This is a genomic window from Allobosea sp. 2KB_26, from assembly GCF_052115715.1.
Classification (GTDB): domain Bacteria; phylum Pseudomonadota; class Alphaproteobacteria; order Rhizobiales; family Beijerinckiaceae; genus Allobosea.
Genome location: NZ_JBFRHE010000001.1, coordinates 345,087 through 360,868 on the forward strand (window position 1 = coordinate 345,087; position 15,782 = coordinate 360,868).

General features: G+C 64.9%; 15 protein-coding genes. 7 read left to right on the forward strand and 8 right to left on the reverse strand.

Annotated elements, in window-relative coordinates; translation table 11 throughout:
• Positions 1–34: 34 nt before the first annotated feature.
• Complete coding sequence (locus AB4099_RS01715) at positions 35–2,233, reverse strand: glycoside hydrolase family 3 N-terminal domain-containing protein (RefSeq protein ID WP_441476806.1); 2,199 nt, start codon at positions 2,231–2,233, stop codon at positions 35–37.
• Positions 2,234–2,356: 123 nt separating this feature from the next.
• Here AB4099_RS01715 and AB4099_RS01720 point away from each other — a divergent pair, with 123 nt between their 5' ends.
• Complete coding sequence (locus tag AB4099_RS01720) at positions 2,357–2,983, forward strand: YitT family protein (protein ID WP_441476807.1); 627 nt, start codon at positions 2,357–2,359, stop codon at positions 2,981–2,983.
• Positions 2,984–3,052: 69 nt separating this feature from the next.
• Positions 3,053–4,198: an alpha-hydroxy acid oxidase gene (locus AB4099_RS01725; protein WP_113513834.1), complete on the forward strand. Its 1,146-nt coding sequence runs from the start codon at positions 3,053–3,055 to the stop codon at positions 4,196–4,198.
• Positions 4,199–4,281: 83 nt separating this feature from the next.
• Here the strand turns inward: AB4099_RS01725 and ettA are convergent, their stop codons facing one another.
• Positions 4,282–5,934, reverse strand: a complete 1,653-nt coding sequence (gene ettA, locus AB4099_RS01730) for an energy-dependent translational throttle protein EttA (RefSeq protein WP_069879792.1) — start codon at positions 5,932–5,934, stop codon at positions 4,282–4,284.
• 105 nt (positions 5,935–6,039) lie between these two features.
• Entirely contained in the window at positions 6,040–6,963 is a 924-nt protein-coding gene (locus AB4099_RS01735) for an SDR family NAD(P)-dependent oxidoreductase (RefSeq protein ID WP_441476808.1), read from the reverse strand.
• 83 nt (positions 6,964–7,046) lie between these two features.
• Here AB4099_RS01735 and AB4099_RS01740 point away from each other — a divergent pair, with 83 nt between their 5' ends.
• Positions 7,047–7,670, forward strand: a complete 624-nt coding sequence (locus AB4099_RS01740) for a TetR/AcrR family transcriptional regulator (RefSeq protein ID WP_441476809.1) — start codon at positions 7,047–7,049, stop codon at positions 7,668–7,670.
• Positions 7,671–7,750: 80 nt separating this feature from the next.
• Here the strand turns inward: AB4099_RS01740 and AB4099_RS01745 are convergent, their stop codons facing one another.
• Positions 7,751–8,662 (reverse strand): DMT family transporter, encoded by a 912-nt coding sequence (locus AB4099_RS01745; protein WP_441476810.1) that lies wholly within the window; start codon positions 8,660–8,662, stop codon positions 7,751–7,753.
• A 130-nt stretch (positions 8,663–8,792) separates the two neighbouring features.
• Between AB4099_RS01745 and AB4099_RS01750 the strand changes: the two genes are divergently transcribed.
• The gene (locus AB4099_RS01750) at positions 8,793–9,227 is read left to right on the forward strand and encodes an Lrp/AsnC family transcriptional regulator (protein WP_043233394.1); all 435 of its coding nucleotides are present in this window, start codon (positions 8,793–8,795) and stop codon (positions 9,225–9,227) included.
• Between the two features lie 25 nt (positions 9,228–9,252).
• Here AB4099_RS01750 and AB4099_RS01755 read toward each other — a convergent pair whose 3' ends face one another.
• Positions 9,253–9,900: a dihydrofolate reductase family protein gene (locus AB4099_RS01755; RefSeq protein ID WP_441476811.1), complete on the reverse strand. Its 648-nt coding sequence runs from the start codon at positions 9,898–9,900 to the stop codon at positions 9,253–9,255.
• A gap of 171 nt (positions 9,901–10,071) precedes the next feature.
• On the opposite strand from AB4099_RS01755, the gene AB4099_RS01760 reads away from it, so the two are divergent.
• Entirely contained in the window at positions 10,072–10,878 is an 807-nt protein-coding gene (locus tag AB4099_RS01760) for an MBL fold metallo-hydrolase (protein WP_441476812.1), read from the forward strand.
• Between the two features lie 112 nt (positions 10,879–10,990).
• Positions 10,991–11,317 (forward strand): hypothetical protein, encoded by a 327-nt coding sequence (locus AB4099_RS01765; protein WP_441476813.1) that lies wholly within the window; start codon positions 10,991–10,993, stop codon positions 11,315–11,317.
• Positions 11,318–11,336: 19 nt separating this feature from the next.
• Here AB4099_RS01765 and AB4099_RS01770 read toward each other — a convergent pair whose 3' ends face one another.
• Complete coding sequence (locus tag AB4099_RS01770) at positions 11,337–12,077, reverse strand: SDR family oxidoreductase (RefSeq protein ID WP_441476814.1); 741 nt, start codon at positions 12,075–12,077, stop codon at positions 11,337–11,339.
• A 103-nt stretch (positions 12,078–12,180) separates the two neighbouring features.
• On the opposite strand from AB4099_RS01770, the gene AB4099_RS01775 reads away from it, so the two are divergent.
• Positions 12,181–12,786 carry a TetR/AcrR family transcriptional regulator gene (locus tag AB4099_RS01775; RefSeq protein ID WP_441476815.1) on the forward strand — a complete coding sequence of 202 codons (606 nt, stop codon included), beginning with the start codon at positions 12,181–12,183 and terminating at the stop codon, positions 12,784–12,786.
• A gap of 1 nt (position 12,787) precedes the next feature.
• Here the strand turns inward: AB4099_RS01775 and AB4099_RS01780 are convergent, their stop codons facing one another.
• Both AB4099_RS01780 and AB4099_RS01785 read right to left on the reverse strand, forming a co-directional pair.
• Positions 12,788–14,605 (reverse strand): monovalent cation:proton antiporter-2 (CPA2) family protein, encoded by a 1,818-nt coding sequence (locus AB4099_RS01780; protein WP_441476816.1) that lies wholly within the window; start codon positions 14,603–14,605, stop codon positions 12,788–12,790.
• Positions 14,606–14,710: 105 nt separating this feature from the next.
• Positions 14,711–15,721 (reverse strand): aldo/keto reductase, encoded by a 1,011-nt coding sequence (locus AB4099_RS01785; protein ID WP_441476817.1) that lies wholly within the window; start codon positions 15,719–15,721, stop codon positions 14,711–14,713.
• Positions 15,722–15,782: the final 61 nt, after the last annotated feature.

A 15,782-nucleotide genomic window follows, 5' to 3' on the forward strand; every position in this document is an offset into this window, starting at 1 on the left:
AGGCCAATCGTCAAGCAGGAGCGTCTGACGATGACTATGGCTTGATCACCTCAAACTGTGTCTTGGCCTGTGCCAACGAGGAGCCGCCAAGATAAACCTCAAACAGACCCGGCTCGACAACATAACGCCCGGTGTCATCGTGATATCCCAGCTTCTGGGCCTCGAGCTTGAAACTGACGGTCCTGGTTTCGCCCGCCTTGATCGCGAGCTTGCTGAAACCCTTGAGTTCGCGGACCGGCCGGGACCGGGTCGCGACCGGCTGGCGGACATAAAGCTGCGTCACTTCCTGGCCGTCGCGCGAACCGGAATTGGTCACATCGACCGAGATTTCTGCGCTGCCATCGATCGCGATGCGTGCGCGGTCGACACGGGGATTGGCATAGCTGAAGCGGGAATAGGAAAGACCAAAGCCGAAGGGATAGAGCGGCTCGTTTTTCTCATCCATGTAGATCGACTCGTAGCGCTGCCGGATCTTCTGCGGCCGCCCCGTCGGGAGATGGTTGTAGTAGATCGGGATCTGCCCGACCGAGCGCGGAAAGCTCATCGGCGTGCGGCCTGCCGGATTTGCCGCTCCGGTCAGAACCTCGGCGATCGCGGTACGCCCCTCGGTGCCGCCGTGGAAGGTCTGCACGATCGCGGCGACATGGGTGTCGGCCCAGGTGAGGACCAGCGGGCGGCCAGTGGCCAGCACCAGCACGACGGGCTTGCCCGTCGCGACCAGCGCCTCGAGCAGTTCCTGCTGCACGCCGGGCAGGTTGAGATTCGCGCGCGAGGCGCCCTCTCCGATGAACTCGCAATCCTCGCCGAGCATGGCGATGACGAGATCGCTCGCCGCGGCGGCGCGCAGCGCTGCATCCTTGTCCGCGAATTCGGTGCCGCAGTTCTTTGTGAAGGCCGGCTCGTAGACGACCTCCACCCCGGCCTGAACGCGCTCCTTCAGCGCGTCCGGCAAGGACTGGATGGCGCGCCGTCCGAGCCCGGCCGGATCGGTCCAGACCCGCTCGGCCTCCGGCACGGCCATGGCGCCGATCACGGCGAGCCGCTTGACGGAGGACGCGATCGGCAGGGTTTCATTGGCGTTCTTAAGCAGGATGATGCCTTCGCGCGCCGCGCGAAGCGCGACCGCGCGTGCCTCCTGCGTCTGCATCAGCGCCGGAGCAGCGGCCGGGTCGACATCGGGCCGCTCGAACAGGCCCAGGTGGAACTTGACGCGCAACACGCGGCGCACCGCCGCGTCGAGCATCTTCACCGGGACGCGACCGGCCTTTACCTCGGCAGCCAGGTGCTTGTCATAGACATCACCCATCATGTCCATGTCGATGCCGGCCAGCAGCGCCTTGCGCGCAGCCTCGGCGTCATCCTTGGCGATTCCGTGCAGTCTGAGTTCGGTGATCGAGCCGAAATCCGAGACCACGAAACCCTTGAATCCCCAGTTCTGGCGCAGCAGCCCGGTCAGCAGCCCGCCATGCGCGGTGGTCGGCACGCCGTTCAGGGCGTTGAATGCCGCCATTGCCGTCATGGAACCAGCGTCGAACGAGGCCTTGAACGGCGGCAGGTAGAGATCGAAGAGCTGGCTCGTCGGGATCCAGGTGGAGTTGTAGTCGCGCCCGGCTTCGCCCGCACCGTAGCCGACGAAATGCTTGACGGTCGTCGCCACGCCGCCGCGCTGATAGCCATGCGTGCGCGCTGCAGCGACGATGGAGCCGAAATAGGCATCTTCCCCCGCCCCCTCGAGGACGCGGCCCCAGCGCGGATCACGCGAAATGTCGACCATCGGCGCAAAAGTCCATTGGATGCCGGCGGCGCGCGCTTCACGCCCCGTCCAATAGGCCGCCTCCTCGATCAGCTCCGGGTTCCAGGTCGAAGCCTGGCCAAGCGGCAGCGGAAAATAGGTCGAGAAGCCGTGAACGGCATCGAGACCGATGATCAGCGGGATCTTCAGCCGGGATTCGCGCGCGGCCTTCTGAACATCCGCAACCTCCTGCGGCACGACGAAGTTCATCACCCCGCCCATCCGTCCCTCGCGAATGCGTGCGGCGTTGAAACCCTCGCCACGACCCGAGAGATGCAGCTGGCCGACCTTCTCGTCGAGCGTCATCGTCTTGAGCAGCGCCTCGATGCGCGTCTCGATGAGCTTCGCCTCGCGCCCGGTTTTCCAGGCAACGGTATCCTGTGCCGGTGCGGCATGGGCAAGAAGCGTCAGGCAGAGCGCAGCGGCGAGCCGCAGAATCATGAGGAGATCTCACAGGGTAGCGGTAGGGATGATCCGGCCCTACAGGATCAACCGGCGTGGCTCAACCATTGCATCGTCGCGCCCAAACGACCGAAGCCCCTTCAACCGAGCCGGATATGCACCATGACCGACGCGGCGACCTCAGCCCCACCGACCGAGCGCCATCGCTTCTACGAAGACGTCTTCGCCATGCTGCTCGGCACATTGCTCGTCAGCATCGGCATCAGCCTCTATACGAAGGCGACCCTGCTCACGAGCGGGGCGGCCGGGTTGGCATTGCTGTTCCAGTTTGCCACCGGGATCAATTTCGGCCTGCTTTTCTTCGCCATCAACCTGCCCTTCTACTGGCTCGCGGTCCGTCGCATGGGCTGGCGCTTCGCCTTGCGGACCTTCATCGCGGTCGGGCTCGTCTCGCTCTTCACCTGGTTCACACCCGGCTGGTTGGCGATCGCGACTGTCGACCCGGTCTATGCCGCGGTCGCCGGCGGCAGGCTGATGGGGCTCGGCGTCCTTGCGCTGTTTCGCCATCGCACCGGCCTGGGCGGCGTCAACATTCTCGCGCTCTACCTGCAGGAGAAGCACGATATCCGCGCCGGCTGGTTTCAGCTCGGCATCGACGCGCTGATCCTCGTCTGTGCGCTCGTCATGCTGCCGCTCGAGAAAGTGCTGATTTCGCTGCTGGGAGCTGCGGTGCTCAACCTGATCCTGGCCGTCAATCATAAGCCCGGCCGGTATAGCGGGGTCACGTAGCGGGCGGTTGCCTGCGGCAGGGTTCCATGCGACCGAGCGATCAGGAGCGAAAATGCGGAGCCGGCCGACATGTCCCAGCCCTTGACCATCGAAGACCTGCGCATCCTGGCCCAGCGCCGGGTGCCGCGCATGTTCTACGACTACGCCGATTCCGGCGCCTGGACCGAGGGCACCTATCGCGCCAACGAGGCTGACTTCGCCGCCATCAAGCTGCGCCAGCGCGTCGCCGTCAACATGACCAATCGTACGCTGGCAACCACGCTCGCAGGCCAGGCCGCCACGATGCCGGTTGCACTGGCTCCGACGGGCCTCACCGGCATGCAGCACGCCGACGGCGAAATCCTCGCCGCCCGCGCCGCAGCCAAGGCCGGCGTGCCCTTCACGCTCTCGACCATGAGCATTTGCTCGATCGAGGATGTCGCCGAGAACACCGACGCGCCGTTCTGGTTCCAGCTCTACGTGATGAAGGACCGCGATTTCATCATCCGCCTGATCGACCGTGCCAAGGCGGCGCAGTGCTCGGCCCTGGTCCTGACGCTCGACCTCCAGATCCTCGGCCAGCGCCACAAGGATATCCGCAACGGGCTCTCCGCGCCGCCGAAGCCGACGATCGCCAATCTGATCAACCTCGCGACCAAGCCGCGCTGGTGCCTCGGCATGCTCGGCACCAAGCGCCGCACCTTTGGAAACATCGTCGGCCACGCCAAGGGCGTCGGCGATCTCTCATCGCTCTCCTCCTGGACGGCGGAACAGTTCGACCCGGCGCTGAGCTGGGACGATGTGAAGTGGATCAAGGATCGCTGGGGCGGCAAGCTGATCCTCAAGGGCATTCTCGATCCGGAGGATGCCGAGCTCGCCGCCAGGAGCGGTGCCGACGCGCTGATCGTCTCGAACCATGGCGGCCGCCAGCTTGACGGCGCCGTCTCCTCCATCGCGGCGCTGCCGGGCATCGTCGAGCAGGTCGGCGGGCGCATGGAAGTCCTGATGGATGGCGGCATCCGCTCCGGACAGGATGTGATCAAGGCGGTGGCGCTCGGCGCCCGCGGCGTGCTGATCGGCCGCGCTTTCCTCTACGGCCTTGGCGCCATGGGTGAGGAAGGCGTGACCCGCTGCCTCGACATCATCCGCAAGGAGCTCGACATCACCATGGCGCTTTGCGGCCTGCGCGACATCCAGCAGGTCGACGGAAACATCCTGGTCAAAGGCAAGGCCTGAGCTTCACCCAAATCGGCGCCCCCAATAGAAAGGCCCGCGCTCCATTTCAGGAGCGCGGGCCTTTTTCTTCGAGGCTCAGACGATCAGCGCGAGAACTTCTTGTACTGAATCCGCTTCGGAATCGTGGAATCGATCCCCAACCGGCGCTTCTTGTCTTCCTCGTAATCGGCAAAATTTCCCTCGAACCATTCGACATGGCTGTCGCCCTCGAAGGCGAGGATATGGGTCGCGATACGGTCGAGGAACCAGCGATCGTGGCTGATGATCACGGCGCAGCCGGCGTAATCCTCCAGCGCCTCTTCGAGCGCGCGTAGCGTGTCGACGTCGAGATCGTTGGTCGGTTCGTCGAGCAGCAGGACGTTGGCACCCGATTTCAACATCTTGGCAAGATGGACGCGATTGCGCTCCCCGCCCGAGAGCGATCCAACCTTCTTCTGCTGGTCGCCGCCCTTGAAGTTGAAGGTCGAGCAATAGGCGCGCGAATTCACCTCGCGCTTGCCGAGATAGAGGATGTCGTTGCCGCCGGAGATTTCCTCCCAGACGTTCTTCTTGTCGTCGAGCGAGTCGCGGCTCTGGTCGACATAGCCGAGCTTGACGCTCTCGCCGATGGTGATCGAACCGGAATCCGGCTTCTCCTGCCCGGTGATCATCCGGAACAGCGTGGTCTTGCCGGCGCCGTTCGGTCCGATGATGCCGACGATACCGCCCGGCGGCAGCTTGAAGGACAGCCCGTCGATCAGCAGCTTGTCCTGGAAGCCTTTCGACAGGTTATCGAAATCGACGACATTGTTGCCGAGGCGCTCGGCGATCGGGATGACGATCTGCGCGGTGTCCGGCCCCTTGTTCGAGGCCTTCTGCACCAGTTCGTCATAGCGCTGGATGCGGGCCTTGCTCTTGGCCTGGCGCGCCTTGGGCGAAGCCGAAATCCATTCCTGCTCGCGTTCCAGCGTCTTCTGGCGCGAGACGTCCTCCCGGCCTTCCTGAGCGAGGCGCTTCTGCTTCTGCACCGACCAGGCGGAGTAGTTCCCCTCGTAGGGAATGCCCTGGCCGCGATCGAGCTCGAGAATCCAGCTCGTGACATTGTCGAGGAAGTAGCGATCGTGGGTGACGATCAGGATCGCGCCCGGATAGGTCCGCAAATGGCCTTCGAGCCAAGCGGTGGTCTCGGCATCGAGATGGTTGGTCGGTTCGTCGAGCAGCAGCAGTTCCGGCTGCTCGAGCAGGAGCTTGCAGAGCGCGACGCGGCGGCGTTCGCCGCCCGAGAGCTTGGAGACCTCCCAGTCGTCCGGCGGGCAGCGCAACGCGTCCATCGCCTGGTCGACCTTGGAATCGAGATCCCACAGGCCCTTGGCCTCGATCTCGTCCTGGAGCTTGGTCATCTCGTCCGCAGTCTCGTCCGAGTAGTTCATCGCGAGCTCGTTATAGCGGTCGAGGATCGCCTTCTGCGGCGCGACGCCGAGCATCACGTTATCGCGCACGTTCAGGCTCTCATCGAGCTTGGGCTCCTGCGGCAGATAGCCGACGCGCGCGCCCTCGGCCACCCAGGCCTCGCCGGTCCATTCCTTGTCGTAGCCTGCCATGATCTTGAGCAGGGTCGACTTGCCGGCGCCGTTGACGCCGAGCACACCGATCTTGGCGTCCGGGTAGAACGACAGATGGATGTCCTTCAGCACCTGCTTGCCGCCGGGATAGGTCTTCGACAGGCCGCGCATATGGTAGATGAACTGACGGGACATGGATGTGCGGCTCCGCTTCGGACTGATCGCGCCGGGGCTTTCGGGAAGAGTGCCGCGTATGTAGCGAGGCTGGCCGCTTGCTGCAACCGCCCGTCGTCAACTCCCTCAGGCCCGCAGCGTCATCGCGCCGTCGACGACGATCGAAGCGCCGGTCAAATAAGGGTGGGTCGCCGCCGCCAGATCGAGCGCAACAGCGGCCATTTCCCGCGCCGTCGCCATGCGGCCCATGGTCGGGATATTGTCCTTGGCCCATTGCGCTCCGCCGATCTGCCAGACGGCGTCGGGCGCAGCCATCATGCCGGCGACGCCACGGACCAGTTCGGTATCCGTCGTACCCGGCAGAAGGGCGTTCACTCTGATGCCATGCTTGACATAGTCGAGCGCCGCAGCGCGTACGAGCCCCGTCAACGCCGCCTTGCTGGCGACATAGGCCGACTGGCTCTCGCGGCATGTCGTCGCCACAGTCGACGAGGTCACGACGATCTGCCCGCCCGCCGACATCATGTGCGGGATCTGGTACTTCATCGCCAGGAACACGCCGCGCAGGTTGGTGCTCAGAATGTCGTCGAACTCCGCCACCTCGTAGCTATGCAGGGGCTTCTGAAGCGTGATCCCGGCATTGTTGAAGGCAACGTGCAGACCACCGTAGCGGGTGACGGCGCTCTCGACGAACCTCCGGACATCATCCTCCCTGCGGATGTCGGCCCGGATGTAGAGCGCTTCTCCGCCGACCGCCCTGACGCTGCGCTCGACCTCTTGGCCAAGCGCCTCGCGCCGACCGCAGAAGGCGACCTTTCCGCCTTCGGCAGCGAAGGCCTCCACAGCCGCGCGGCCGATGCCGGAGGTCCCTCCCGTGACGAGTACGACCCTGTTTTCAAAGCGGCGACGACCATCCAGAACGACCGGCGCCGGTGCCGCCGCAGCAGCCCCGAGCATTGCGCCGCCGGCCAGGCCCGCCGCTGCCCCGACGGCCATTCCCAATCCGGAGCCGGCGATCGCAAGGCGACGCGTGATATGCTTGGTATCCATGGCCCAACCTCCTGCATTTCGCTAATCTGAACAGCGATAAGATTCGTAGGCAATGATTTGAACACTGTCAAGATAGAGGCGATATGGATCCGGCATCGAAGAGCGGCTACCATCATGGCGACCTGCGCGATGCGCTCGTCTCGGCCACCGACCGGATTCTCGTCGAGCGCGGACTTGACGGGTTCAGCCTGCGCGAGGCGGCTAGGCGCGCAGGCGTTTCGGCAGGCGCCCCCGCGCATCATTTCGGCAGCGTCTCTGGCCTGCTCACGGAGGTCGCCATCCGTGGCTTCGAGGAACTCGTCGCCTTCCTGAAGTCTGGCGAGGCGGAAGGAGGCAGCGATCCGCTCGCCCGGTTGCACGGGCAAGGACGCGGCTATGTCCGGTTCGCCGTCGCATTCCCGGGGCGTTTCGATCTGATGTTCCGGAAGGACCGCCTCGACGATGCCAATGAGCGCCTGCGGCTGGTCGGCGCATCGGCCCGCCATGAGCTGGAACGCGCCATGGCGGCCTGTCTCGGCCGTGATATCTCCTCCCCGCACGTAGCGCTTGCGGCGCTGGGAGCCTGGTCGCTCGTGCACGGCTTCGCCCATCTCGCGCTGGACGGGAAACTCGGCGGTCCCGCAGCAATGGCTTCCGCCATCGACGAGATGCTGCCGCAACTGCTCGCTATGTACCGGCCAGATCGGGAACAGTCGGGCGACGCGTAGCCTTCCTCGCCCCGTCTTGGTCGCCGCCAGACGCACCCGTCAGCAGCCATGCGCTCGGCCGCCCACGATCGCCATTGCTGCTATTCGGCCGGAAGCCTTGCGACGATCGTTGCATAAGGCCGCCGCCACGGCACCCAGCCCAGTGTCATGCCGGCCGCGGCGATTAGGATCGCAGCAGCTCCGACGATCTGGAGAAGCTGCGGCTGGTGGCCGAAGGCCGTCAGATCGACGACGATCGCGACGATCGGATAGATGAAGGACAGCGCACCGGTCAGCGTCGTCGGCAACCGCTGGATCGCCATATAGAGCAGCACGAACATCAGCCCGGTATGGAGGATGCCGAGCGTACCAAGCAGCGCCCAGGTCTCCGCGCCAGCCGGCAACTGCGCTAGGCTGGCGAAGGGCGAGAGCATCGCAATCCCGACCAGGACCTGGACCAGCACGATCAGATAAGGCGCTACGCCCTTCAGCGCTTTCGCGACGATGGCGGCCAGCGCGTAGAAGAAGGCTGCGCCGAGCGCCATGGCGACGCCCGCGAGATAATCGGTCCCGACCGCCCCCGCGCCCGGCTTGGCCTGCACGATCAACACCATGCCGGTGAAGGAGATCGCCAGCCAGAACAGCTTCGTGACCGTCAGCCGCTCGGCAAACAGCAGCGCGCCAAGCCCGACGAGCATGAAGGGCTGGGTGTTGTAGACCACCGTCGCGACCGAGATCGAAGCGCGCGAATAAGCCGAGAACAGCAACAGCCAGTTCAACACGACGGCGACACCACCGATCGCGGCGAGCGCAAGCTGGCGGCCGGTCAGCGCGCCGCGCCGAAGCAGCCCCAGGGCTCCGCAGACGATCAACAGGGTCGCGGCGCCGAAGACGCAGCGCCAGAACACCACATCCATCACCGGCTGGCCGGAGCGAACCACGAACCAGCCGATCGTGCCCGAGATCGTCATGGCAGCCGTCATCTCGGCTACGCCGCGCCTATGGTCCGTCATCATCGCCTCCACCCAGGAACGAAACCGGATGATAGGAGGACGAGATCTCGCGTTCCATGGAACGAGAGAGACAGATCGGTCAAATTACCTTACATTGTAAGGTCTGAAACTCGGATGACCTGATAACGATATGATCGACGAGCTGGACCGGAACATCATCGACATTCTGGCCGGGGATGCCCGCATCTCCCTGAAGGAGCTGGCTCAGCGCGTGAACCTGTCCTCGCCCAGCGTCTCCGAGCGGCTTCGGAGGCTGGAAGAGCGCGGCGTGATCCGCGCCTTCACCGTCGACATCGATCCCCACGCGATCGGCTACCAATTGCAGGCGATCGTCCGGATCCGCCCGCTCCCCGGCAAACTGCACGCGGTTCAGCAGCTGATCGAGGAGATCCCGGAATTCTCGGAATGCGACAAGGTCACCGGCGATGACTGCTTCATCGGCCGACTGCATCTGCGCTCCATCGAACAGCTCGACCAGATCCTCGACCGGATCGCGGACAAGGCCGAGACCAGTTCGGCCATCGTGAAGAGCCAGCCGGTGAAGCGGCGCCTGCCGCCGCTATGAGGTGCAGGCTCCGCGCCGCGATCGATCAGGCTCGCCTGGTCACGACAATATGTGTGGCGGCGGGCGTCGCACTGTGCTGCGTGCTGGTATAGCCCAATGCCGGCAGGTCGAGACCAATGAAGAGGTTCTCGCCGGTGCCGAGCAGGATCGGCGAGACCGCGAGATGCATCTCGTCGACGGCCCCCGCACGCAGATAGTGCCGGATCGTCGCCACGCCGCCGCCAAGCCTGATGTCCTTGCCGCCAGCGGCTTCCCTGGCGCGTTGGAGTGCCGCCTCCGGCCCATCGGTGACGAAGTGAAAGGTCGTTCCGCCCGCCATCTCCAGCGGCGCGCGAGCATGATGGGTCAGTACGAAGACCGGAACGTGGTAGGGCGGGATGTCGCCCCACCAGCCCTTCCAGGTGTCGTCCGGCCATTCTCCCCTGATCGGCCCGAACATGTTCCGGCCCATGATCCAGGCGCCGATATTGTCAAAGCCGCGCGCGGCAAAATCGTTGTCGATGCCGGTTTCGCCCCCTTCTTGCCCGAACATCTCTCGGAAGGTGCGTGTGCCGAACGCCCAGCGATGCAGCTTCGCACCGTTCACGCCGAGCGGATTGTCGACATCTTGGCTGGGTCCGGCACCATAACCGTCCAGCGACAGCGAAAACCCGCGAACCACCAGCCTCGTCATGGCGATCACTCCAAACCAGTTGCAAAACGATATCAGATTCCTGCCACAACCGATCCTGATACGCAACCGGTCATCCCAAGCGAACGATTGTCACGAAACTGACAGCCTGGCTTTCGCAGAGCGGTATTTTGCCTAAACCTTCACTGCGGGAACGCAGCGGGAGCGAAGTTCATGACACTGTCGACGACGCTAGGCCGAGCCGTTTTCGGTTTGCTCGCGACGCTGGCGTACCTGGCGCCGGCGCAAGCCCAATCGGACGAGCCCGGCTGCCGGCCAGAGATGGCAAGCCTCCGCCTCCCGATCCAGCACGCGGCGCTCGCCAAGGACGAGGTCCGGCTGACTTTCGTCGGCCACGCCACCTTCCTGATCGAGACGCCCGGCGGCGTGAAGGCCGCCACCGACTACAACGACTACATCCGGCCGCGCGAAACGCCGGATATCGCGACGATGAACAAGGCGCATTCGACCCACAATTCGCGCAATCCCGATCCCGCCATCAAGCAGGTTCTGCCCGGCTGGGACCCTGCCGGCAAGGGCGCCGCGAAGCACGACGTCACGCTCGGCGACATGCGCGTACGCAATGTGCCGACCAATATCCGCTCCTATTCCGGCTCGACCGATTTCGACGGCAACTCGATGTTCGTCTTCGAGATCGGCGATCTCTGCATCGCCCATCTCGGACATCTGCACCACCCGCTCGAACCGGGCCATCTGCGCGCGCTCGGCCGCGTCGACGTCGTACTCTTCCCGGTCGATGGCAGCTATACGCTCGATCAGGAAGGCATGATCGAGGTGCTGAAATCGGTGCAGGCCAAGGTGATGATCCCGATGCATTTCTTCGGCGGCTCGAGCCTCAGTCGTTTCCTCGCGCGCTCCCAGGATCTCTGGCCCGTCGAACGCCGGGCCGAGGCCGAAATCACGATCAGCAAGGCTATGCTGCCGCCCAAGCCGACGATCATCGTCCTGCCCGGAAACTGACCGGCCTCTCCGGTTTTCAGGCGCGTATTAACCCCTCGCTCAGCCTGGCGAGAGGCTTTTCTTGCCCTCCCGTTCCGCAGCGGCAATCTGTTCCCGTCTCAGGGAGTGCAGCATGATCCGGGTTCTCACGATTGCCGTCATTGCCGCCCTGTTGCTGCCGGCGGGTGCCGAAGCCGCGAAATTCCGCGGCGGAAGCCGTTCGTCGCATGGAAGCTCCCAGACCAGTTCCGGCGGAGGAAGCGGGACCTCCGTCGGGGTCGCGCCGCGGGTCGGCCGATCCTCACAGCAGGAAGCGGCCAAGGGCGACGCCCCGTCGCGCCCGCCCTTCCCGACAGCCAGCGCGGCAGCTCCAGCGATGCTGCGGCTCAGCACCGCCGAGGAACCAAGGATCTGGTGCCGCAGCGAAGTGGTGGTCGGCGGCTTCTGCATGCTGAACTGAGCCGCCGCCAGGCCAGTCTTCAGGTGTTGGCGCCCCCATCGATTGCAAAGCCCGCCCCGGTAACGAAACGCGCTTCTTCGCTCGCCAGATAGGCCACCAGCCCCGCGATATCCTCTGGCTTGCCGTAGCGCGGGATCGCCATGCGGGCGCGCTGCGCATCGGCCTGCGGGCCGATCGCCGGATTCATGTCTGTGTCGGTCGAGCCTGGATGCACGATATTGACCGTGATGCCGCGCGGGCCGAGGTCACGGGCGAGCCCCTTGGTGAAGCCGATCAGCGCCGCCTTGCTCATCGCGTAGAGCGTCGCACCCTCTTCGACCACGCGATCTGCGAGGCAGGACCCGGTCGAGATGATGCGTCCGCCTGCGCCGAGATGTGCCGCGGCCGCCTGTGAGGCGAGCACGACGGCGCGAACATTGACTGCGAGTGTCGCATCGATATCGGCGAGACTCCACTCGGCAACCGCTCCTCCGCGCCAGATGCCGGCATTGTTGACCAGGATGTCGAGCCCGCCCAGCGAGGCTGCGGCCTTGTCGACCGCGTCCTTGACCGCCACCGGATCAGCGCTGTCGGCAGCAAGTGCGAATCCCTTGCGGCCAAGGGCCTCGATGGCGCGGACCACCTCGCCTGCCTTGTCGGCGGAGTGCTCATAGGTGATCGCCACATCGGCGCCCTCGCGAGCCAATCGCAAGGCGATGGCGGCACCGATGCCGCGGCTGCCGCCCGTGACCAGGGCCTTCTTTCCAGTGAAGCGTGACATCAGGCAAGTCCATTTCTGTGGTGATCGATATAGAAACAGATGGAGCGCTTGCCTCCGCCCGTCAAGGCAATTATCTAACGATCAGCACAGAAAAGGAATGACAATGACGGAACGCGGCCGCCCCCGCGCCTTCGATCGGTCCGACGCCCTGAAGAAGGCGATGCTGGTCTTCTGGGCCAAGGGCTATCAGGCCACCTCCCTCAGCGATCTGACGGGAGCGATGGGCATTGGCTCGCCGAGCCTCTACGCCGCTTTCGGCAGCAAGGAGGAACTCTATTGCGAAGCCATCGACTTCTTCGAGGCCAGTGAAAGCGATGAGATCACCGGCCCTTTGACAGCGGCGCCAACCGCCCGCGAAGCGGTCTCCGCGTTCCTGACGGCAAGCGCAGCGGTCTTCACACGGCCCGGGCGCCCGCCCGGCTGCATGATCGTGCTCTCGGCGGTGAATGCGGTTGGCGTCAGCGACGAGACCGCGGCCAAACTGCGTGATATGCGCGCCGGGAGCGTCGCGGCTATCGCCCAGCGGCTGCGCGCCGCGATCGACGCCGAAGAGATTCCACCCGGCGTCGATGCAGAAGCCCTCGCGAGCTATTACGTCACCGTTCAGCAGGGCATGTCGATCCAGGCGCGCGACGGTGCTTCGCGCCAGCAACTGGACGCGGTCGTTCGCGGCGCGATGGCGGGCTGGGAACAGTTGACGGCCGGCTAATTCACGGGCCGCCGACATCGCCATAATCATCCGGGGCGGAGCCCAGAATCCTGCCGGGCGCCTTCGGTGCGGTCAGCGGGGTCGGGATCGGTGTGTTGCCGTGGAGGAGATTGTTGCCCGCATGGATATCGCTCGCCACCTGGAGATCCAGCCGTTCATCGTCGCGACGGCGCACATCCTCGGCGATCTCCGCAACCTCCTCTTCCGACACGCCCATGCTGCGCAGTGCCGCCGCGCCGAAAAGCATGGCGGATTCGAAGGTCTCCCGGATCTGATACTCGACATTGCTGCGGATCAGATCCATGGCATGGCCGCGATCATAGGCTCGCACGAACAGCTTCGCGTGCGGGAATTCGGCCTGCGCCATGGCGACGATCCTGTCGGCAGTCACGCGATTATCGACACAAACCAGGATCACCTGCGCCCGCTCGGCGCCGGCAGCATGCAGGATCTCGCGCCGCGTGCCGTCGCCGTAATAGACCTTGAAGCCGAAATTCGACGCTGCGCGGATCAGTTCGACATCGACTTCGATGATCGAGACGCTGCAGCCCCGCGCCAACAAGGTCTGGCTCGCGACCTGTCCGAAACGCCCGAAGCCGATCATCAGCGCGCTCCCGTGCAATCCGGACGCAATCTCGACGCCGTCCAGGGAGGTCTGCTCCGCCGGCAGGAAGCGATCGAGAGCCAACACGAGCAAGGGAGTCAGCGCCATCGACAGGATCACCGTGGCGCTGGCCACCGCGTTGACCTGCGCGTCGAAAATGCCGGCCGCTGCCGCAGCGGCATAGAGCACGAAGGCGAACTCACCGCCCTGTGAGAACAGCGCCACCCGCGTGATGGCGTCGCGGGTCCTGGAGCCGAACAGCTTCGCCACGATGAAGATACCGCTGGCCTTCACCACCATGAACGCCAAAACGGCGAGTGCGACCAGGCGCCATTCACGGGCGATCAGATCGAGTTCGAGCGACATGCCGACGGCAAGGAAGAACAGGCCGAGCAGGATCCCGCGGAACGGCTCGATATCGGCTTCAAGCTGGTGTCGGAAACTCGACTCCGACAACAACACGCCGGCGAGAAAGGCCCCCATCGCCATGGAAAGTCCGCCCAACTGCATGGCGAGCGCGGCCCCGAGCACAACCAGCAGCGCGGCCGCCGTCATGACTTCGCGGGCTTGCGCAGCCGCGAGCAGTCGGAACATCGGGTTGAGCAACCAGCGCCCCGCGACCACGAGACCAATAACGGAGCCGACGGCGATCAGAAGCGGGAGCCAGTCGCCGGGATCCCCCGGCTTCGCCGGCGCAAGGAGCGCAACGATCGCCAACAGCGGCACGATCGCAAGGTCCTCGAGCAAAAGGATCGACACCGCCTGCTGCCCATGCAGTGTCGAGGTCTCGCCACGCTCGTTCAGCATCTGCATGACGACGGCGGTCGAGGACAGGACGAAGCCCATTCCGGCCACGAAGGCAGCGGGAAGGCTCAGGCCGGCGAGCAGGCCGACACCAGTCAGCAGTGCCCCGCACAAACAGACCTGTGCAGCACCGAGCCCAAAGATCTCACCCTTCAGCTTCCAGAGCCGGGAGGGCTGCATCTCCAGGCCGATGATGAACAGGAACATGACCACGCCGAACTCGGCGACGTGGAGCACCGCCTCGGGGTTGGCGAAGAGGCCCAGCCCCGATGGTCCGATGGCGACACCGGCGGTGAAGTAACCAAGCACCGAGCCGAGGCCGAGACGGCGAAAGATCGGCACCGCGACGACGCCCGCACCCAGGAGCGCCACGACCTTGACGAGATCACCGGTAAGGCCTTCGACCGCCATGGGCCCTCCTGCTCGTGCCAGGCCCCGGCCTGGCTGCGGCACCCGCAGGCCCCTATTGGCGCAGCCCATTCGGAAAGAGCAAGCTCCACGCCGGCGAGGCTGGCCTCAGGCCTTGCGCGTGATCCGGCCCTCCAGCGGGTAGGCTGGATCGCTGTAGCCTGGCGTCGAGGGATGGCCGGCGGGTACGAGCCGATCGACCAGGGCCTCATCCTCGGCGTCGAAGCGGGCATCGAGCGCCGCGAGATAGGCCTGCCATTGTTCGAGGGTGCGCGGACCGGCGATCGCCGCCGTCACCAGTGCGTTGTTCAGCACCCACCGCACCGCGAACTGGATCGGGGTGAGCCCCTTCGCAGCCGCATGGTCGCGGATGGTGCGGGCGATGATCAACGATTCCTCGCGCCATTCGGTCTGCATGATCCGCTTGTCGGCGCGGCCGGCCCGCGTGCCCTCCGGAGGGGCCTGTCCCGGTTCGTATTTGGCCGTCAGCACACCGCGGGCGAGAGGTGAATAGGATGCGACACCCAGGCCATAGAAATCGCAGGCGGGCAAATGCTCGACCTCGGGCATGCGATTCATCGCGTTGTAATAGGGCTGGCTGACCACAGGCCGGTCGATCCCGAGTTCATCGCAGAGCCGGCAGATTTCGGCGACCCGCCAAGAGCGGTAGTTCGAAACGCCGAAATGCCGGATCTTGCCCTGCCGCACGAGATCACCGAGCGCACGCACCGTCTCGCCAAGCGGCGCGGTGTGATCTTCCTTGTGGAGATAGTAGATATCGATGAATTCCGTCCCGAGCCGCCGAAGACTGTCCTCGCAGGCCTGCATCACCCATTTCCGGGAGAGGCCGCTCTGATAGGGCCCCGGCCCCATGACGCTCGCAACCTTGGTGGCCAGCACCCAGTCGTGCCGGTTCGCGGCAATGGCCCGCCCCGTCACCTCTTCGGAGCGGCCTTCGTTATAGACGTCGGCCGTGTCGATGAAATTGATGCCCGCGGCGCGCGCATGATCGACGATGACTCGTGCATCGCTTTCCTCGGTCGCACCTCCGAACATCATCGTTCCCAGGCATAGCGGCGATACCTTTAGGCCGGAACGGCCGAGCCGGCGATAATCCATCTGCGTTGTCCTTGATGCATTGGCGCGCAAACCTGCCCCATCGCCAGCGCCCGCACCAGAG